Annotated in this window: 19 protein-coding genes; 12 read left to right on the forward strand and 7 right to left on the reverse strand. The window is 47.4% G+C overall.

The annotated features are described in order from the left end of the window. Positions 1-10 precede the first annotated feature (10 nt). Positions 11-616 carry an aminodeoxychorismate/anthranilate synthase component II gene (locus NXS09_RS00205; RefSeq protein ID WP_259290558.1) on the reverse strand — a complete coding sequence of 202 codons (606 nt, stop codon included), beginning with the start codon at positions 614-616 and terminating at the stop codon, positions 11-13. A 42-nt stretch (positions 617-658) separates the two neighbouring features. Next, positions 659-1,522 (reverse strand): prolipoprotein diacylglyceryl transferase, encoded by an 864-nt coding sequence (lgt, locus tag NXS09_RS00210; protein ID WP_259290559.1) that lies wholly within the window; start codon positions 1,520-1,522, stop codon positions 659-661. Between the two features lie 307 nt (positions 1,523-1,829). Between lgt and putP the strand changes: the two genes are divergently transcribed. From putP to NXS09_RS00230, 4 genes are all read left to right on the forward strand, one after another. After that, positions 1,830-3,326, forward strand: a complete 1,497-nt coding sequence (gene putP, locus NXS09_RS00215) for a sodium/proline symporter PutP (RefSeq protein ID WP_259290560.1) — start codon at positions 1,830-1,832, stop codon at positions 3,324-3,326. Between the two features lie 100 nt (positions 3,327-3,426). Then, positions 3,427-4,521 (forward strand): chorismate synthase, encoded by a 1,095-nt coding sequence (aroC, locus tag NXS09_RS00220; RefSeq protein WP_259290561.1) that lies wholly within the window; start codon positions 3,427-3,429, stop codon positions 4,519-4,521. 347 nt (positions 4,522-4,868) lie between these two features. Then, on the forward strand, positions 4,869-5,339 hold the full coding sequence (locus NXS09_RS00225) for a ProQ/FINO family protein (RefSeq protein ID WP_259290562.1): 471 nt from the start codon (positions 4,869-4,871) through the stop codon (positions 5,337-5,339). A gap of 125 nt (positions 5,340-5,464) precedes the next feature. Next, positions 5,465-6,013 carry a DNA-3-methyladenine glycosylase I gene (locus tag NXS09_RS00230; RefSeq protein WP_259290563.1) on the forward strand — a complete coding sequence of 183 codons (549 nt, stop codon included), beginning with the start codon at positions 5,465-5,467 and terminating at the stop codon, positions 6,011-6,013. An 83-nt stretch (positions 6,014-6,096) separates the two neighbouring features. On the opposite strand, the gene NXS09_RS00235 is transcribed toward NXS09_RS00230, so the two are convergent. Further along, on the reverse strand, positions 6,097-6,405 hold the full coding sequence (locus NXS09_RS00235; protein WP_259290564.1) for a PepSY domain-containing protein: 309 nt from the start codon (positions 6,403-6,405) through the stop codon (positions 6,097-6,099). Between the two features lie 176 nt (positions 6,406-6,581). Here NXS09_RS00235 and NXS09_RS00240 point away from each other — a divergent pair, with 176 nt between their 5' ends. From NXS09_RS00240 to NXS09_RS00250, 3 genes are all read left to right on the forward strand, one after another. Continuing rightward, positions 6,582-7,775 carry an MFS transporter gene (locus NXS09_RS00240; RefSeq protein ID WP_259290565.1) on the forward strand — a complete coding sequence of 398 codons (1,194 nt, stop codon included), beginning with the start codon at positions 6,582-6,584 and terminating at the stop codon, positions 7,773-7,775. 76 nt (positions 7,776-7,851) lie between these two features. Beyond that, positions 7,852-8,418 (forward strand): hypothetical protein, encoded by a 567-nt coding sequence (locus tag NXS09_RS00245; RefSeq protein WP_259290566.1) that lies wholly within the window; start codon positions 7,852-7,854, stop codon positions 8,416-8,418. 116 nt (positions 8,419-8,534) lie between these two features. After that, positions 8,535-9,113: a DUF4126 domain-containing protein gene (locus NXS09_RS00250; RefSeq protein WP_259290567.1), complete on the forward strand. Its 579-nt coding sequence runs from the start codon at positions 8,535-8,537 to the stop codon at positions 9,111-9,113. Positions 9,114-9,244: 131 nt separating this feature from the next. Here the strand turns inward: NXS09_RS00250 and typA are convergent, their stop codons facing one another. Beyond that, positions 9,245-11,056 (reverse strand): translational GTPase TypA, encoded by a 1,812-nt coding sequence (gene typA / locus NXS09_RS00255; RefSeq protein ID WP_259290568.1) that lies wholly within the window; start codon positions 11,054-11,056, stop codon positions 9,245-9,247. Between the two features lie 459 nt (positions 11,057-11,515). Here typA and bfr (NXS09_RS00260) point away from each other — a divergent pair, with 459 nt between their 5' ends. The 3 genes from bfr (NXS09_RS00260) to NXS09_RS00270 all read left to right on the forward strand — a co-directional run bounded on the left by bfr (NXS09_RS00260) (position 11,516) and on the right by NXS09_RS00270 (position 12,990). Further along, the gene (bfr, locus tag NXS09_RS00260; protein WP_259290569.1) at positions 11,516-11,980 is read left to right on the forward strand and encodes a bacterioferritin; all 465 of its coding nucleotides are present in this window, start codon (positions 11,516-11,518) and stop codon (positions 11,978-11,980) included. Between the two features lie 49 nt (positions 11,981-12,029). Then, a complete protein-coding gene (gene bfr / locus NXS09_RS00265; RefSeq protein ID WP_259290570.1) occupies positions 12,030-12,503 on the forward strand; it encodes a bacterioferritin in 474 nt (157 codons plus the stop codon). Between the two features lie 193 nt (positions 12,504-12,696). Continuing rightward, a complete protein-coding gene (locus NXS09_RS00270) occupies positions 12,697-12,990 on the forward strand; it encodes a hypothetical protein (RefSeq protein WP_259290571.1) in 294 nt (97 codons plus the stop codon). 229 nt (positions 12,991-13,219) lie between these two features. Here the strand turns inward: NXS09_RS00270 and NXS09_RS00275 are convergent, their stop codons facing one another. The 3 genes from NXS09_RS00275 to NXS09_RS00285 form a co-directional block, all read right to left on the reverse strand. Beyond that, entirely contained in the window at positions 13,220-14,905 is a 1,686-nt protein-coding gene (locus NXS09_RS00275) for a choline/carnitine O-acyltransferase (RefSeq protein ID WP_259290572.1), read from the reverse strand. Between the two features lie 165 nt (positions 14,906-15,070). Continuing rightward, positions 15,071-15,208, reverse strand: coding sequence for a hypothetical protein (locus NXS09_RS00280; RefSeq protein ID WP_259290573.1), 138 nt, complete (start codon positions 15,206-15,208; stop codon positions 15,071-15,073). 3 nt (positions 15,209-15,211) lie between these two features. Then, positions 15,212-16,750 carry a BCCT family transporter gene (locus NXS09_RS00285; RefSeq protein WP_259290574.1) on the reverse strand — a complete coding sequence of 513 codons (1,539 nt, stop codon included), beginning with the start codon at positions 16,748-16,750 and terminating at the stop codon, positions 15,212-15,214. A gap of 457 nt (positions 16,751-17,207) precedes the next feature. Here NXS09_RS00285 and prpB point away from each other — a divergent pair, with 457 nt between their 5' ends. Next, a complete protein-coding gene (gene prpB / locus NXS09_RS00290) occupies positions 17,208-18,083 on the forward strand; it encodes a methylisocitrate lyase (protein ID WP_259290575.1) in 876 nt (291 codons plus the stop codon). 149 nt (positions 18,084-18,232) lie between these two features. Continuing rightward, positions 18,233-19,381 carry a bifunctional 2-methylcitrate synthase/citrate synthase gene (prpC, locus tag NXS09_RS00295; RefSeq protein WP_259290576.1) on the forward strand — a complete coding sequence of 383 codons (1,149 nt, stop codon included), beginning with the start codon at positions 18,233-18,235 and terminating at the stop codon, positions 19,379-19,381. Positions 19,382-19,464 lie beyond the last annotated feature (83 nt).

The raw sequence follows: 19,464 nt of genomic DNA on the forward strand, positions 1-19,464 counted from the left end.
TTGGGGATGTTCAGACGGCCTTTGTTGCGGTGTTGGCGGTAGAGAATGTTTGGAATTCTTTTAAAAAATTATCCAACATTTCATGGCCGTATTCGGTGAGTAGGGCTTCCGGGTGGAATTGTACACCCTCGATGGCTAAGGTTTGATGGCGTACACCCATGATTTCGCCGTCGTCCGTCCATGCCGTAATGTCGAGGCAATCGGGTAGGGTAGCGCGGTCGATAACCAAGCTGTGATAACGGGTACAGGTTACAGGATTGGGCAGGTTGCGGAACATGCCGCGGTTTTGATGATGCACCGGCGATACTTTGCCATGCATCAGCGTTTGTGCGCGAACAATATTGCCGCCGAAAGCTTGGCCTATGGTTTGGTGGCCAAGGCAAACCCCCATAATCGGCAGTTTGCCGGCAAAATGCTGCATGGCGGCAATGGAAATACCGGCTTCTTTCGGCGAACAGGGGCCGGGGCCGATAACCAGATATTGCGGGTTGAGTGCGGCGATTTCTTCTAAAGTAATATCATCGTTGCGGCGCACCAGCACATCCTGACCGAGTTCGGCAAAATACTGCACGATATTGTAAGTAAAGCTGTCGTAGTTATCTATCATTAAAAGCATGATGTTTGGGCTTTCTGAGGCCGTCTGAAACGTTGTGCGGTATTAGGCGGAATGCAGCGGTTGGTTGCGTTTGCCGAAGTAAACAAAACCGATAATCCCCAAGAGAATCATAGGTGTGCTCAGCCATTGTCCCATAGATAAGCCCAGTGTTAACAGGCCGAGGTAGTCATCGGGTTGGCGTGCGAATTCGGCAATAAAGCGGAATATACCGTATCCGGCCAAGAATACCATGGAAACTTGGCCGACAGGGCGCGGTTTTTTTGAAAACAGCCACACAATCACAAACAGGCAAACCCCTTCGAGGGCGAATTGGTATAACTGCGAGGGGTGGCGCGGCAGCATGCCGTATTGCAGCAGCCATTCCGCCCATTGCGGATTGTTGGCGGCTGCGGCGGCATCTTCATAATGCGCTTGCGGGAAACCCATTGCCCAAAAGGCGTTGATGTCGGTGATGCGTCCCCACAATTCGCCATTGATAAAGTTGCCGATACGGCCGGATGCCAATCCCAACGGCACCAACGGGGCGACAAAGTCGGCCACGCGCCAGAAACCGATATGTTTTCTGCGCCCGAACAGCCACATAGCGGCCAATACACCGAGAAAACCGCCGTGAAACGACATGCCGCCTTCCCATACTTTTAAAATATCACCGGGGTTTTCCATATAGTATGAGAGTTTGTAAAACAAAACATAACCGATGCGGCCGCCCAAAATCACGCCGAAGACGCCGTAGGTTAGCAAGTCGTCCAGCATTTCTTTGGTGAACACCGAATTGCCTTGTGCAATACGGCGGCGGCCCAATGCGATAAACAAGACAAAGGCCAAAATATAGCTGAGCGCATACCAGCGTACGGCCAGCGGGCCGATGCTGAATATCTCGGGGCTGAATTGCGGATGAATCATCATAATCATGGTCGCCTTGATGTTTTTTAAGGCCGACATTATAGCAGTAGGCGGCAGGCTTAGGGATACGGTTTTTCAGACGGCCTGTTCGGGGAAGCGGGCGGCCAAAATAGCCGATAATCGGGGTTCAGACGGCTTGTATAAGCGGGTAGCGGTAGCGGGGTGCCGATGGTTAACAAATCTTGACTTAAATCAATGCGTCAGGTTAAATGCGGCTAGAAATCATTTACAGTGGCTTAAATGTCAATAGAAAAACATGTTATGCCGCATTTGAACCAATGCGGTTTTTTATTCAGAAATCGAGGTTTATATGGGTCAATTTAATCCGATGTACGTTACCTTCGGCATCTATCTGGTTGCCGTGTTGCTGATTGGTATGGCGGCGTACTATTCCACCCGCAGTTTTGATGATTACATTCTCGGCGGGCGTAGTTTGGGCAGTTTTGTTACGGCGATGTCGGCCGGTGCTTCCGATATGTCGGGCTGGTTGTTGATGGGTTTGCCCGGTGCGGTTTATGCCAGTGGTTTGAGTGAAGGCTGGATTGCCATCGGTTTGACTGTCGGTGCTTATCTGAACTGGCGCTTGGTGGCCGGGCGGCTGCGTGTGCATACCGAATACAATAATAACGCCTTAACCTTGCCGGATTATTTTTTCCACCGTTTCGGCGCCCGCGGCTCTGCCATAAAAGTCATTTCGGCAGCGATTATTTTGTTTTTCTTCACCATTTATTGTGCATCGGGCATTGTGGCCGGAGCGCGTCTGTTTCAAAGCCTGTTCGACATCACTTATACCCAAGCCATGTGGTTGGGCGCGGGTGCGACCATTGCCTATACCTTTATCGGCGGTTTCTTAGCAGTAAGTTGGACGGATACCATTCAGGCCACACTGATGATTTTCGCCTTAATCCTAACGCCCGTGATGGTTTATCTGGCGTTGGGCGGTGCCGATGAAATGTCGATGGCGATTCAAAGCGTATCGGCCGGTACAGGTAAAGAATACGGCAGTCTTTTGGCCGGAACCACCTTGATGGGCATTATTTCAACAGCCGCATGGGGGCTGGGCTATTTCGGCCAACCGCATATCTTGGCGCGTTTTATGGCGGCAGAAAGCGTTAAATCATTGATTTCGGCACGCCGCATCGGTATGACTTGGATGGTGTTGTGTTTGCTGGGCGCCTGTATGGTCGGTTATTTCGGTATTGCCTATTTCGGCAGCAATCCCGACCAAGTGGCAGAAATGGGTGGCAATAACGAACGTATCTTTATTGCGTTGACTACTATTTTATTTAACCCGTGGATTGCCGGTGTGATTCTTTCAGCGATTTTGGCCGCGGTGATGTCGACCTTGTCTTGCCAATTGCTGGTGTGTTCCAGTGCGATTACCGAAGATTTTTACAAAGGCTTTTTACGCCCTGATGCTGCTCAAGGCGAATTGGTGTGGGTCGGTCGCTTGATGGTGTTGGCCGTGGCCGTGATTGCCATTATTATCGCTGCCGATCCTGATAGCAAAGTGTTGGGTTTGGTATCTTATGCTTGGGCGGGTTTTGGCGCGGCATTTGGCCCGGTGGTGATTTTGTCGGTATTTTGGAAACGGATGACGGCGGCCGGTGCTTTGGCCGGTATGATTGTCGGTGCTGTTGTGGTGGTGGCATGGAAGCCGTTAACCGGTAGCAGCTTGTATGAAATCGTACCCGGTTTTATCGCCTGTTTGATTGCTATTGTGGCGGTATCGCTGATGGGTAAAACCACCGAAGCAGTGGAAAACACATTTGAAGAAGCCGATAAATCCTATCGTGCCGCCAAATAACCCCTTACAATTGTAGTAATCGAGGCCGTCTGAAAGATATTGTTCAGACGGCCTTTATGCTAAACTGAACGCTTGTTTTTTCTTTACCCAGTATAAAATCATGGCAGGCAATACATTCGGACAACTCTTTACCGTAACCACTTTCGGCGAAAGCCACGGCCCCGCGTTGGGCTGTATTATCGACGGCTGCCCGCCCGGCTTGGCCTTGAGCGAGCAAGATATCCAAACCGATCTCGACCGCCGCAAACCCGGCACCAGCCGCCATGTGACCCAACGTAGGGAAGCGGACGAAGTGGAAATTCTTTCCGGCGTATTCGAAGGCAAAACCACCGGCACACCGATTGCCTTATTGATTCGCAACACCGACCAACGCAGTAAAGACTATGGCAATATCGCCCGCAGTTTCCGCCCCGGCCATGCAGACTATACTTATTGGCACAAATACGGTACGCGCGATTATCGCGGCGGCGGCCGCTCTTCGGCACGGGAAACCGCTGCGCGTGTTGCCGCCGGCGCCGTGGCCAAAAAATGGTTGAAGCAACAGTTCCGCACCGAGATTACCGCTTATGTTACCCAAATCGGCACGCAGGAAATCCGTTTCGAGGGCTATGAATATATCGGCCAAAACCCGTTTTTTGCCGCCAATTACAGCCAGATTGCCGAATTGGAAAGCTATATGGACAGTATCCGCAAATCATTGGATTCGGTTGGCGCAGGTTTGCGCGTTGAGGCGCGCGGCGTGCCGGTTGGTTTGGGCGAACCTGTTTTCGACCGACTCGATGCCGATATCGCCCATGCCATGATGAGCATCAATGCCGTGAAAGGGGTGGAAATCGGTGCCGGATTCGGCAGCATTGCCCAGCGCGGCAGTGAACATGGCGACGAACTCACCCCTGAAGGCTTTTTATCCAATCATGCCGGCGGTGTGTTGGGCGGCATCAGCACGGGGCAGGATATTTTGGTGAATATCGCCGTGAAACCGACCAGCAGTATTGCCACACCGCGCCGTTCCATTGATATCGACGGGCAGCCGGTCGAGCTGGCAACACACGGCCGCCACGACCCGTGCGTGGGATTACGCGCCGCGCCGATAGCGGAAGCGATGTTGGCCTTGGTCTTGATGGATCATGCTTTGCGCCACCGTGCCCAGAATGCCGATGTTCGGGTGGATACGCCCGATATTGCCCGCCGTTAAAACAAAATATTCAGGCCGCCCGAATAAGTTTTCAGACGGCCTGCCGAACCATTTGGCCGTAACCGAACCTTAAATACGGAGCGGTATTGTCGGGAAAGAGTAGCTGAGGTTGCGGGAAGTGCTGCTTTCCCCGCTATAAAACCTTAGCCAAAACACCGACTTTATACTAAAATGTTTCAAATCCCATATCCATAGTGTGAAATCAAACAATAAAACAGGTTATACACCTGTTGATAACGGCCGAAAGGCCGTCTGAAAATAAACGGCATTGCATAGCATGCGGTTTGTTTTCAGCCATATTATTGCAAACGCACTCAGGCCATCAGCTTTACCACAGGAAACATGCCATGACGAAGGAAACCGCTTTAGGTGCCGCACTAAAAACCGCAGTGCAAACCATGAGCAAAAAGAAGCAAACGGATATGATCGCAGATTATATCTACAATAAATACGATGTGTTCAAACGCTTCAAACCGTTGGCACTCGGTATCGATCAAGATTTGGTAACCGCATTGCCCCAGTTTGATCCGGCATTGATTGCCCGTGTATTAGCCAATCACTGTCGCCGTCCGCGCTATTTGAAAGCATTGGCCAGAGGCGGCAAACGCTTTGATTTGAACAACCGTTTCAAAGGTGAAGTGAGCGCAGAAGAACAAGCCATTGCACAACAACATCCTGCCGTTCAACAGGCATTGGCAGCGCAAGCCGAGCGTAAAGCGGCCAAAGAGAAACAGGCAGAACAGGGCAGTGAGGCCGCTACTGCAACGGATGTTGATGTTAAAGATGAAGCGGAAAATAAAGCAGCCGATCAAGAGTAATATTTTGATATTGGTTTGAATTTTGAATAAGGCCGTCTGAACTTTTTTCAGACGGCCTTCTCTGTAACGGTATATAGAATGCCGTTGGTTTATATGTGTGTGCTATTGATGAGAGGCCGTCTGAAATGAGTTATTGTGCGTTTGCCAATGCGCTGCCGGATAATGATGATAATCCGAATAAACATTATCATGATTGCGTATACGGTTTCCCTGTCGATAGCGATAATGTTTTATTCGAGCGGCTGGTATTGGAAATCAATCAGGCCGGTTTGAGTTGGACGTTAATATTAAAAAAACAACAGGCTTTTCAGACGGCTTATTCTGATTTTGATATTGCCACCGTTGCCGCTTATACCGATGCCGACCGTGAACGGTTATTGAACGATAAAGGCATTATCCGCAACCGTTTGAAAATCAACGCGGCCATTTATAATGCACAACAGATTTTATTATTGCAGCAGCAATACGGTTCGTTTAAAAACTGGTTGGATGCACATCACCCGCTTGAATTGGCGCAATGGGTAAAGCTGTTTAAACGGCATTTTAAGTTTGTCGGCGGTGAGATTGTAAATGAATTTTTAATGAGTACCGGTTATTTGGCAGGGGCGCATGATGCGGACTGTCCGGTTTATTCGAAAATCTTGGCGACCAAACCCAAATGGGCGCAGTCATAATATAACTGCGCCCATATTATTCTAAACGGAACAATCGGTTTACATTTATCCCAGCCTTTATGGCGATAAATGGCGAATAAATATTAGTCTAATTCTGAAGACAATATTTTACCGCTCACGGCATCAACGGTAACATCATATTCTCTGCCGTCTGCTGCACGGAGCTCGACATCGTAATGTGCATTGCGGTTGTGTTCGACATCGAATTCAACCTCAAGAATTTGTGCACCGGGGAATTGTTTTAAAGCAGATTGGGCGGCCGCATCATGGGTGATATATTTGTCTTGGTTGTTTCTCAGGTGTTCCAGGTCGTTATCAGCAATGGCAGGTGCCGTGGCAAAAACAACGCTAGCCGTCAAAAGAGCGGTGATGGTTTTACGGAAAGTGTGCATAATAAACTTTCTAAGATGGTTAACCGAATCCGCAATATAAGGTTCGCTTTGCGTGATACAAGCCTGTATATCGTTAAAATATTGTTAAATTTTTTATACTGAGCCCCTTAATCTGATCATAGGTAGGGGAATCATTTTTGAAATGTGATGTCTTTAAAAAATAACAGGTTTTTCCAATGATACAAAGTAGAAATGAATCGGCGGTGCTTGAGGAGGCGCCGCGGCTGCTTCAACTGGCCGTATTCCTAACCGGTCTTTTTGCTTTTTTGCAGGTTTATTCGGTGCAGGCAATTTTGCCGGTATTGATAGACGATTTGCAGGCAACCGATGTACAGGCAGGTTTGGCGGTCGGCGCGACCGTATTGGGTGTGGCGCTGATGTCGCCGTTTACCGGCATGCTGTCGGATGCGTTCGGACGTAAGGTTTTTATTGTCGGCTCTTTGTTGTTTTTGGGCATACCGACTTTGCTGTTGGCGAGCGCATCAACCATTGAGCAGGTGATGTTTTGGCGTTTTTTACAGGGCGTGGTTGTGCCGGGTATTACAGTGGTACTGATTGCCTATGTTGGTGAGGAATTTGGCGGTAAAGCGATAACGCGGCTGATGTCGCTTTATGTGTCCGGTACGGTATTGGGCGGTTTTTTGGGGCGGTTTATTTTAGGGCATTTAAGCGAAATTATCGGCTGGCGCAGTTCGTTTTATGTGATGTCGGCCTTAACGGTCGGCGGTGCGTTTTTCGTATGGAAGCAGCTTCCCGCTTCGCGTATGTTTGAGGCCAAGCCGCATTTTCAGACGGCCTTGAATACGCTGGTCGGGCATTTACGCAACCGTCGTGTGGTGGCCGCCTGTATGTTGGGTGCGTGTGTATTGTGTTCGCTGGTAGGCTGTTTTACCTATATCAACCTGTATTTGGCGGAAGAACCTTACGCACTGGATAGTGGCGGGCTGGCGAATTTATTTGCCGTTTATTTAATCGGTATGGTGATTACGCCGCTATCGGCCAGACTGATTAACCGTTTCGGCAGCGGTCATACCATTCTGATGGCGGTTTGCTTATCGGCCATCGGTGTGCTGGCAACACTTGCCGCGCCTTTGCCTGTGGTGATTGCGGGGTTGGCATTGATGTCGTCCGGTGTGTTTATTACGCAGGCGGCAACCATCAGCTATATCGCCGCCAATGTGAAGGAAGGGCGCTCGCTGGCTTCCGGGCTGTATTACATGGCCTATTACGGCGGCGGTACATTAGGCTCGTGGCTGTGCGGCCTTGCTTATACCGGAAACGGTTGGCAGGGTGTGGTTTGGGTATTATTGGGTGTTCAGGCAGCCGCATTGTTTATTGCGGCAACAGGGATGAGAAAAGTAGCCGTCTGAACTGTTTTCAGACGGCCTGAAGCAGTCATGAATGATGTGTTTTGAACCGTTTGATTGAACAATGAGGATGACTATTATGAAAATTACGATTCATTTGAATGCCAGATTACAACCGATGCACCGCCATGATATAGAAGATCTTTTGGAAGAGTTTTTACCACAGGCTGGTATCAAAGCAAAAGTGGTGGGCGGTGGTACGGCATTGGAAGAGAACGGTGAAATAGCATCTTGTGATATTGATTTGAATATTCCTGATAGTTCGGATGAAACGATTGGGAAAATCATCAGTTTTCTAGAAGGTGTATTGGCACCTATTGGTTCTTATATTATTGTTTACTCAAGGTTTTTGAAAAAAGAAGTGAAGCGGGTGCCGTTTGGGATTTGGGAAGGCTTGGGTTTATATCTGAACGGCTCGGATTTGGATATTGAAGTTTATCAAAATTGCGATGTCAACCATGTATACAAAGAGCTCGAACGTTTGCTGGAAGAAGACAAAAAAGGAATGATAGCAAGCTATTGGGAAGGCGGAGAAACTGCTTTGTATCTATATGGTAAAAGTTTCGATGAAATGTATGCAGGCATTAAATCGTTTATCGACAGCTACCCGTTATGTCAAAAAAGCCGGGTGGTGAAAATCGCTTAAAGTTAGATGATGGTTGTATAACGCGGTTATCAACATATCGGTATTCATGCAAAACAGCTGCCGTTATTTTTGTTGTATTATAAGATGATGAATATTCTTTTTTGATGATAGACATCATGAATTTTGATACCGTTATCAGCATTGCACTCGGCATAGGATTGGCGGCCAGCTCGGGTTTTCGCGTGTTTCTACCGCTATTTGCGTTAAGTATGGCCGCATACAGCGGTATGTGGCCGCTTAATGAAAATTGGCAATGGCTTGGTAGCGGCCATGCGCTGATAATTCTCGGCATAGCCTCAATAACCGAGGCCTTAGCCTATCTGATTCCTTTTGTGGATAACCTGTTGGATACCATTGCCGTGCCTTTGGCCGCAGTGGCGGGCACGGCCGTTATGGCGTCTACTGCTGCCGATTTAAGCCCTGCCGTTACATGGACTTTGGCAGTGATTGCCGGCGGCGGTGCGGCGGCCACGGTAAAAAGCACCAATGCGGTTACCCGTGTTGTGGGTACGGCGACAACCGGCGGGCTGGCCAATCCGATTTTTTCAATCTTGGAAACCGGTGCGGCGGTGGTGATGAGTGTGCTCAGTATTTTTGTGCCGGTATTGGCAGTATTGCTGGTAATGCTGTTGGCGGTCTGGTTTTACCGCAAATATGCACGCTTGCGGCGTAAAAAGCTTCAAAACAATGTTTAAAGCATTTTGTAAAACCGTTATGGTTAACAACGTCGATACAATAATCCAAAGGCCGTCTGAAAACAAACATTCAGACGGCCTTTTCATAAATACCGATTCAAATAAACATATTAATAATTGATTATTAAACGTTATTCCGGTTTTTTAAAGTGTTTGCGGCGTTCGCTTTCTTGCAGATAGCGTTTGCGCAAGCGGATAGACTTCGGCGTGATTTCAACGATTTCATCATCATCGATAAACTCTACCGCACTTTCCAAAGTCAGTTTTACCGGTGTGGTCAGGCGTACGGCTTCGTCGGTACCGCTGGCGCGGACGTTGGTCAGTTTTTTGCCTTTCAGCGGGTTTACCACCAAGTCGTTGTCACGGCTGTGGATACCGATAATCATGCCTTCGTAGAGTTTGTCGCCGGGGGAAACAAACATACGGCCGCGATCTTCCAAGTTCCATAAAGCATAAGCAACCGCTTCGCCTTGTTCTTGCGAAATCAACACACCGTTGTGGCGGCCGGGAATATCGGGTTTAACCGGTGCGTAGTCGTCGAAAACGTGGCTCATCAGGCCGACACCGCGGGTAAGGGTCATAAACTCGCCTTGGAAACCAATCAGACCGCGTGCGGGAATATGGTATTCCAAGCGGGTGCGGCCGTTGCCGTCGCTTTCCATATTGGTCAGTTCGCCACGGCGGCGGCCGAGTTCTTCCATCACCCCGCCTTGGTTGTCATCGGGCACATCAACCGTCAGATTTTCATAAGGCTCGTATTTTTGACCGTCAACTTCGCGGAATACGACACGCGGTTTGCCGACTGCCAGCTCGTAGCCTTCGCGGCGCATATTTTCCAGCAAGATGGTCAGATGCAGTTCGCCACGGCCGGATACGCGGAAAATATCGGCGTCGTCGGTATCTTCGACACGCAAGGCCACATTGGTGAGCAATTCTCTTTGCAGGCGGTCGCGGATTTGGCGGGAAGTCACAAATTTGCCTTCTGTGCCGGCCAGCGGGGAAGTGTTGACCATAAAGTCCATGGTCAGGGTCGGTTCGTCAACGCTGAGCATGGGCAGGCCTTTGGGGTTTTCTTTATCGCTGATGGTCACGCCGATGCCGATATCTTCAATACCGGAAATAATCACGATATCACCGGCTTCGGCTTCTTCTAAAGGCACACGTTCCAAACCTTTAAAACCAAGCAATTGGTTGATACGGCCTTGGGCAACCTGCTTCTCGTGATTCATCACGGCAACCACTTGGCCGGGTTTGATACGGCCGTTCAAAATACGACCGATACCGAGACGGCCGGTGTAGTTATCGTAGTCGAGCTGGGAAATTTGCAGTTGCAGGGTTTCGTCGGCATTGCCTGAAGGGGCGGGGGTGTATTTCAAAATGGTGTCGAACAACGGGCGCATATCTTCGCTTTCGTCGCTTTCTTCCAACTTGGCGAAGCCGCTCAAGCCGGAAGCGTAAACAATCGGGAAGTCGAGTTGTTCGTCTGATGCACCCAAGTTGTCAAATAATTCGAATGTTTGGTCAATCACCCAGCTCGGGCGTGCGCTCGGTTTATCGATTTTGTTGATGACAACAATCGGGCGTAAACCTAAAGCCAAGGCTTTCTTAGTCACAAAACGGGTTTGCGGCATCGGGCCTTCTTGGGCGTCGACAAGCAATACAACGCAGTCAACCATGCCGAGAACGCGTTCTACTTCGCCACCGAAGTCGGCGTGTCCGGGGGTGTCGACGATATTGATGTGATAGCCTTCATATTCGATAGCGGTGTTTTTGGCCAGAATGGTAATACCGCGCTCTTTTTCTAGGTCGTTGCTGTCCATTACCCGTTCGTCAACTTGCTGGTTGGCACGGAACGTGCCGGATTGGCGCAGCAGTTGGTCGACCAAAGTGGTTTTACCGTGGTCAACGTGGGCAATAATGGCAATATTTCTGATGTTTTTCATGGATTAATTTATATCTTACTAACTAAAAATAACCGTGTATTGTAGCACGTTTATTAGCGTTTCTTTAAAAACCTTACTTGGGCGGTAATTTATGACATTGTATTTTAATGAAATGGTAATTTCCAATAATATTGCTGAAAACAAAGAAGAAATATAAAAAGAATATGAGAATGGGTCGGAATTTGTAATAAAACCACTCGGCAAAATGTTATTTTATGTTAAATTTTGAAAACATATATTTTTCTTGCGAATATTTATCAATATTGTATGCAATAAAACACTAATATTAACAATGGAATAACTTTTTAAGGGCTTTTTTTTGCTCGTAGAGCTTTTTGATAATTATTTGTATTTTAAATAGAAAATTTGTGCTTTGGCATTTTCTTACCTACAATTCATTGCAAATGGTGCCGCAAGAAAATGGCACGTTACATGATAACGAAGAAAGGACACAACACTATGCAAGGCGATAAAGCGGTACTCGATTATATGAACGAATTGTTGGCAGGCGAATTGGCCGCACGCGATCAATATTTTATCCATTCGCGTATGTATGCGGAATGGGGTTATACCAAATTATTCGACCGTATCGGTCATGAAATGGAAGATGAAACCGGCCATGCTTCGGCTTTTATCCGCCGTATTCTGATGCTCGGTGGTACGCCCCATATGGTTCCGGCTAAAGTTAATGTCGGTACCGATGTACCGTCTATGTTGAAAGCGGATTTGAATACGGAGCTTGAAGTACGGGCGGCATTGAAAAAAGGTATTAAATTGTGCGAAGAAAAACAAGACTATGTGAGCCGTGATTTAATGGTCGAGCAATTGCAGGATACCGAAGAAGACCATGCTCACTGGTTGGAAAAACAATTGCGCTTAATTGACTTAATCGGTCTTCAAAATTACCTGCAAAGCCAGATGTAACAGTATCCCGATAAATTTAAGCATTTCTCATTAAATAAAAGGAACTGATATGCAAGGCGACCGCATGGTTATCCGCGAGCTGAATAAGAATTTAGGCTTGCTGCTGGTAACGATTAACCAATATTTTCTTCATGCCCGTATTCTGAAAAACTGGGGTTTGGAAGAATTAGGCGAATATTTCTTCAAACAATCGATTGTTGAAATGAAAGCCGCAGACGATATTATCGAACGGGTATTATTGCTTGAGGGTTTACCGAATCTTCAAGAGTTGGGTAAATTATTTATTGGTGAAACGGCTGAAGAAATTATCGGCTGTGATTTGGCAAAAGAGCGGGAAAAACATACTGCACTGATGGAAGCGATTGCAGTGTGTGAGGAAAAACAGGATTATGTTTCCCGTGATTTGTTGTCAAAATTAAAAGACACCAATGAGGAACATACAGATTGGTTGGAGACACAACAAGAATTGGTAGCCGCTATGGGCGTAGCCAATTATCTTCAATCCGGGGCGCAAGAGGACTAAAACACAAACCACTGCCAAATACAGCAGTCTTTTTGAGCAACGTAAAGCAAACGGCATACTTTCGGGTATGCCGTTTTTTTGTATTATTTATGTTTATGGTGCTGTTTCTGACTAATGTCGGTTAAAACTTCGATAAATATAAAACCATTTGTCATATAATACTTTAAAAGGTTGTAAGTAAGGGAACGCAATTATGTTTGGAATCATAGAAAGTTTCATAGCAGGTATCATCGCATTGATTGCCATATTGGTAGCATTGGTTTTTTTATTTATGGTGTTTAGTGTTATTGCGAGCGCACCATTACTTTTTTTGATGATTTTCGGATGCATTTTTTTACTTATTTACGGCTCTATTTCTGGCTTTGCGTATTGGCAAGCAAAAAAAACACAATCGGAAAGTAATGGTTGGTGCCCGGTGTTACAGGAAGAAATTGCCAGAGAGCAAGCTGAAGATGCAGCGAAAGAAAAAGAATGGAACGGCTTGTAAATATTGAAAGACATTATTTTGTATGAAAATCCATCCTGATTCGGTGGGTTGTTTCTTTTAAGAAAAATAGTATCTGGCCGTCTGAAATAATAAGCCGTCTACAAACAATATTCCTCAGCAGTATCTTAATTCGATAAGGATTGTTTGTTTGGCAATATTTTATATTTCAGACGGCCTTTGATTGCTAATATAAAACCAGCCTTAATGTTAAGGCCGGTTTTGAATCCGCTTATTCTTTATCCGGTTCCGGATTAAAAAAGGAAAGCAGTTTTTCGCCACCTTGTTTAATCGCAGCTAAGAAAATAGCCACTTCATTTTGCTGGTGTTCGGGATAGCTGACCGTAAACAACCAACCCGAATCGGTGAGCGTGTAATTCACACCTAAGCCGCCTTGAGAGGTGGGGGCGAAGGCAAAGTTAATGGTAAAGCGATTGTCGCCCAGTGTGGAAGTGGAAAGAAAATCCGTAGTAAACACGCGATAGCCGTCGTCTGTGAAAAAAGCAGGTATGCGCATTTTTGCCTGTTTGGCCATCAGTTGCAGGCCGAACAGGTGGCGGTTGGCACCTTTGCCGAATTTGGCATTTTTAATGCGGGCTTTGTGTTCGAGCAGGGCCGATTCAAGCAGGCTTTGTTGGGGTTTGTTTTGTAACAGGGTGGCGACAAAGGCGAGTGACTCGTCTGAAATCGGGCGGACACATTCGGTTCTGCCGCTGCGGAAATGGCTGGCGTCAACGGCTTCATAGGTGTTGCGGATATTACCGTATGTCGTTAGTTGTGCGTATTGAAACAGGAATTGCATTAAGGCGTCGTGACTGATGCCTTTGGGGATGATACGGTTTTCAAAGTCAACCGTAGTGGTGCGGACGTGCATTTTTTGGGCTTTTCCCGCGTAATCCTGTTGCCATTGCGGCCAGTTTTTCTTTTGGGCCGGCGTCAGCGTCCACTGGTGACGGCTGATGGCAGGGGCGGTTTTTTTGCCTTTGAGTGTGTTTAATTTCTCAGCTGCATGGGTCACAATGCCTTTTAAGGTGCCGCCGTCTTCCCAAGTGTGTTCGCAATGTAGAAATAAGCGCTCGGTTTCAGTGTTGTAGCAGAAAGTCATCGGTTTATAGCACCAAACATTTTGTTCCGGTACAAATGTGGCCCATGCCAAATCGTTATCGGCGTTTAATTTTTTATGATTGATACTGATATGGAAAAGATCGGTTTCCATGCATTCGATGAGTTCCGCATTGTCTTCTTTCAGGCTCAGTGCCTTATAAATACGGGCGGTTTGGTTGCCGCCCAAATAGCAGGGGACGGCGATGGGATAAGGATTGGTGGCGTTGTCGGACAAAATTTGCTCGAATGCCTGCCGGAAAGTATCAGGATGATAGGCTTCATAACGTTCGTCAAGAGCGGTAATGCGGTAGTAGAAACCTTTGTGGATAACGCCGATATGCCGGCTGGTGGTTTCGGCAATACGGTAGCCGTCGCAACCTGTTTGGGGGATACGCGCCGCACCGCGTAGAATCTGCCATTGATCCATGGAAACCGGCGTACCTTGCGGGGTTTGCGGCGTGGGGATACGGTCGTGATGGTAATCGGCACAAACGGCAGCCAACGCAGCAGCCCAGTCGCTCAATGATTTATCTTGTGTTTGAATGCCGAAGCCGACATTGCTGCTCAGCGGTAAAGGTGTGCGACCGTTTAAATAGCTTTTTAACCATGCATCAAGCAGCCAGCTGGTTTGAGATTCTTCGGCAAATTGTTGCAATGCTTCTTGCAGTTTGCGGCCTGTCCGCGCTTGGAAGTTCCGTGTGACGGCCACTGTTTTTTTGTATTCTTCATCTTCGAGAAGCGGGCGAACCTGTTTCAGGTAGAGGGCGCAGGTTTCGTTCAGATCGGGTACGGGGAGATGAGGTTGCTGGGGCATTCGATGCTCCTTTTTGAGTTTAGGTTTATATTATTGATATTTATTTAAAATAGTTGATTGTAGCGGAAAGTAAAGCGCTTGATAACCCTTACTCGTTATACGGGTATTACATTTTAAAAATAAACAGGCCGTCTGAAAAATGTTCAGACAGCCTGTTGCTATGGGTTATTTCGGCTCGTCGTCTTTATCAAAAAAGGCCAGTTTTATCACATAACATAGAAAAAATACGGTTAACAACATCATGATTGTTTCGATAATATTGTCATGCAGGCCTTGATTCCAATAGAAAATTTCCTGTTTCATTTTTTATTGCTCCTTTTTCACACGCGGCACGTCGCGGTTGAGCTGGCGCCATAAGGCGGCAAACCATAAATACATCACAAACACAAACGGAAAGCCTGAAAAAGAACCGACCGCTTTAATTCCTTCCATTTTTCCGGTGAAAATTACCGCATAGCTGATGAGTGTCATTAAGATACTCCACACCACTGCACGGAATTTATTTTCATTGCGGCCGTTGTTGCTGGTCATAATCCCTAGAGAAATGGCGGCGCTGGTAACGGTGGTAACGATAAAGCCGAGAAACAGCATAACGGTTAGCGGTTTGGTTAGGCCGGATAAAGGCAGCATATTCAGCAAATAATAAAACGTGCCTTCGTAGTCGCCTTTATTGGCGATTTCTGCTAGGCGTCCGCTGCCTTCGACCGTATCGAGCAGGCTGAAGCCTGAAAATACCGAAAACCAAATCACAATAAAGCCGGCCGGTACCATTACCGAAGCCAAGACAAACTGGCGTAACGTCCGCCCTCTGGAAATTTTGGCCAAAAACACGCCCACAAACGGCGCCCATGTGACCCACCAAACCCAGTATGCCATCGGATACCATACCACCCAGTCGCGGTTTTGAAACATATAAAGCTCGAATGAATGGTGAATGGTTTTGGTGAGAATATTGCCGACGGAAACAGCCATTGTGCTTAAAAAATAATGGGTAGGGCCGACGGCAAATACAAACAGCAGCAACACAATGGAAAAATAAACCGTCCAGTCGCCCAAGAATTTCATCCCTTTATTAATAGGCAGTATCGCACCTAAAGTATAAAGCGCGGCGAGTGCGGCCAAAATCAGCGCTTTGCCAGTGATGGAATCGAAAGTGACGCCGGTAATGATTTTCAACCCCGAAGCGATTTGCACCGATGCCATCGCGATGGAAGAAGATACCGACATGGCAATCGAAAGAATGGCCATGCCGGTTACGATAATACCGAGTGGCTTGGCCCATTTTTTATTGCGAAATGAAAATTGCAGCGGGGCGGCCGGCGTACATTCGGTTTGGTGTTGGTAGGTGAAATAAGCCATCACCAAACCGGCAACCATGTATAGCGACCAAGCGGGAATACCCCACACATGCAAGGCCAAGCTCATGGCATTTTCTACTTTTTCATATTCGGTTAATCCTTCCGCTTTAATGCCGATGGGCGATTGGAAATAATGCCATAAAGCTTCGATAGGGCCGAAAAAAACAATGCCGACCCCGATACCGGCGGTAAACAGCATATTCATCCACGATAAAAAAGAAAATTCGGGCACGGCATCTTTGCCGCCCAAACGGATATTGCCGAAACGGGGCGATAGGGCAACAGCCAAACCGACACTGAAGGCCAAAATCGGCAGCCACATAATCAGCCAGTCGAATTTAAGATAGACAAACTGACTGATGGTCGCAATGGTATTGGTGAGTAAAGTAGGGTCGGCAACGGCGGTTACCGCCATCAGGCCGACTAAGATAAACGTCCATAAAAAATAATTAGGACGCTTGGCGGACGGGGTTTCTTGTGCAGACATACGCAACCTTTTTCTTGAGGGGAATGAAAAACGATGCGGTAAGACGTAAAGTAATGAAGATTTTGGTTTAATTATGCGTTATATATTAACATTGCCTATGCAAAGTGTAAAAGTAATAATATTGATGAGTACTATATATTGCCGCTTATGTTTTTAAAGGCAGATTGTTTTAATCGTAATAATAAATAAAACTGTTATGAAAACAACAAGCCGTCTGAATATTCAGACGGCCTTTCCCATAGCATGTCGATATAAATAATCTGTTTTCAACAGGTTTTATATTCATTCGGGCTTAAATAAAAATTAATTCTTTGAGGTGGAAAGTTTGATTTTTCAAGTGGTATCGGCAGGTTATCGGAAAAAGTGATGGGTTCCATCAAAAATTTTGATTTTACAGCGATTTTAAAAATTACTACATTCAACTACACAAGAAGAAAACAAAATAAAGGAGCATTTCATGAGTATCCACTCTGCCGGCCTGCGCTTCCGTCAGGCTGTTCAAGAATCCAATCCCTTAGCCGTTGTCGGCTGCGTTAATGCCTATTTTGCCCGTTTGGCCACTCAGAGCGGTTTCAAAGCCATTTATCTTTCCGGCGGCGGTGTGGCGGCCTGTTCTTGTGGTATCCCCGATTTAGGTATCACCACCATGGAAGACGTGCTGATTGATGCGCGTCGTATAACCGACAATGTCGACACCCCCTTATTGGTGGATATAGATGTCGGCTGGGGCGGGGCGTTTAATATTGCCCGCACCATCCGCAGTTTCGAGCGTGCCGGTGTGGCCGCCGTGCATATTGAAGACCAAGTGGCGCAAAAGCGTTGCGGACACCGTCCGAACAAAGCCATTGTTCAACAGGCTGAAATGGTTGACCGCATTAAAGCGGCCGTAGATGCGCGCGTTGATGAAAATTTCGTCATTATGGCGCGTACCGATGCGCTTGCGGTGGAAGGTTTGAATGCTGCTATCGACCGCGCCGAAGCCTGTGTGGAAGCCGGTGCCGATATGATTTTCCCCGAAGCGATGACTGAATTGAGCATGTATCAAAAATTTGCCGAAGCCGTGAGCGTACCGGTGTTGGCGAATATTACCGAATTCGGTTCGACCCCGCTTTATAACCAAAAAGAATTGGCCGATAACGGCGTGAAAATCGTTTTGTATCCGTTGTCTACCTTCCGTGCCGCCAGCAAAGCCGCATTAAATGTTTATGAAGCGATTATGCGCGACGGTACGCAGGCCAATGTTATCGACGCCATGCAGACCCGTGCCGAATTGTATGACCATTTGAACTATTATGCGTTTGAGCAAAAGCTTGACGAACTGTTCACCAAATAAACAAACATAATGAAAAAACAACCGCTGCCGTATATAAATTCTATACGGCGGTAGGCAATACGCCCGATTACCCGGTGCGTGTTTCAGACGGCCTTTTGATATTGCCGCGCTAAAATACAAAAAACCAAATCTACAAAGGAGACCCTCTCATGACTACCGAAACCCCGACTTTCAAACCCAAAAAATCGGTTGCCCTTTCCGGCGTGGCGGCAGGTAATACCGCCTTGTGTACTGTCGGCCGCAGTGGTAACGACTTAAGCTACCGTGGCTATGATATTTTGGACTTGGCCAAAAACTGCGAATTTGAAGAAGTCGCTTATTTGCTGATACACGGCCATTTACCCAACCGCTTCGAGCTGGCCGCCTATAAGAGAAAACTACAATCCATGCGCGGCCTGCCTATCCGCGTGATTCATGTGCTGGAAAGCCTGCCCGCGCATACCCATCCGATGGATGTACTGCGTACCGGTGCTTCCATGCTCGGTTGCATCCGTCCGGAGCGTGAAAGCCAGCCCGTGAGTGAAGCCCGTGATGTGGCCGATAAATTAGTGGCTTCATTCGGCAGTATGCTGCTTTACTGGTATCAATATTCGCATAACGGTAAAACCATCAGTGTGGAAAGCGAAGAAGACAGTGTCGGCGGCCATTTCCTTCACCTGCTACACGGCAAACGCCCGACCGAATCCGAAATCAAGGCCATGCATATTTCGCTGATTCTCTATGCGGAACACGAGTTTAACGCCTCAACCTTTACCGCACGCGTGATAGCGGGTACAGGCTCGGATATGTATTCGTGCATTACCGGCGCCATCGGTGCCTTGAAAGGGCCGAAACACGGCGGTGCCAACGAAGTGGCTTACGATATTCAAAAACGCTACCGCAACGCCGACGAAGCAGAAGCCGATATCCGCGAACGCATTGCCCGCAAAGAAATTGTGATTGGTTTCGGCCATCCCGTTTATACCGTTTCCGACCCGCGCAATGTGGTGATTAAAGAAGTGGCGCGCCAATTAAGCGAAGAAGCGGGCGATATGCGTTTGTTCGACATTGCCGAACGCTTGGAAACCCTGATGTGGAACGAGAAAAAAATGTTCCCCAATCTGGATTGGTTCTCAGCCGTTTCCTATCAAAAACTCGGCGTGCCGACCGCCATGTTCACACCGCTGTTTGTGATTTCGCGTACCACCGGCTGGAGCGCACACGTTATCGAGCAACGCCAAGACGGCAAAATCATCCGCCCGAGTGCCAACTATACCGGCCCCGATGATTTGGCTTTCGTACCGATAGACGAACGTTAATCCGAACTAATAAAGGTACGGCCGGCATTCGCCAGACGTACCTTTTTATTATCTTCTTTTCAGACGGCCTCTATTTATTTTAT

It is taken from the genome of Neisseria montereyensis, from assembly GCF_024834045.1.
Lineage (GTDB): Bacteria > Pseudomonadota > Gammaproteobacteria > Burkholderiales > Neisseriaceae > Neisseria > Neisseria montereyensis.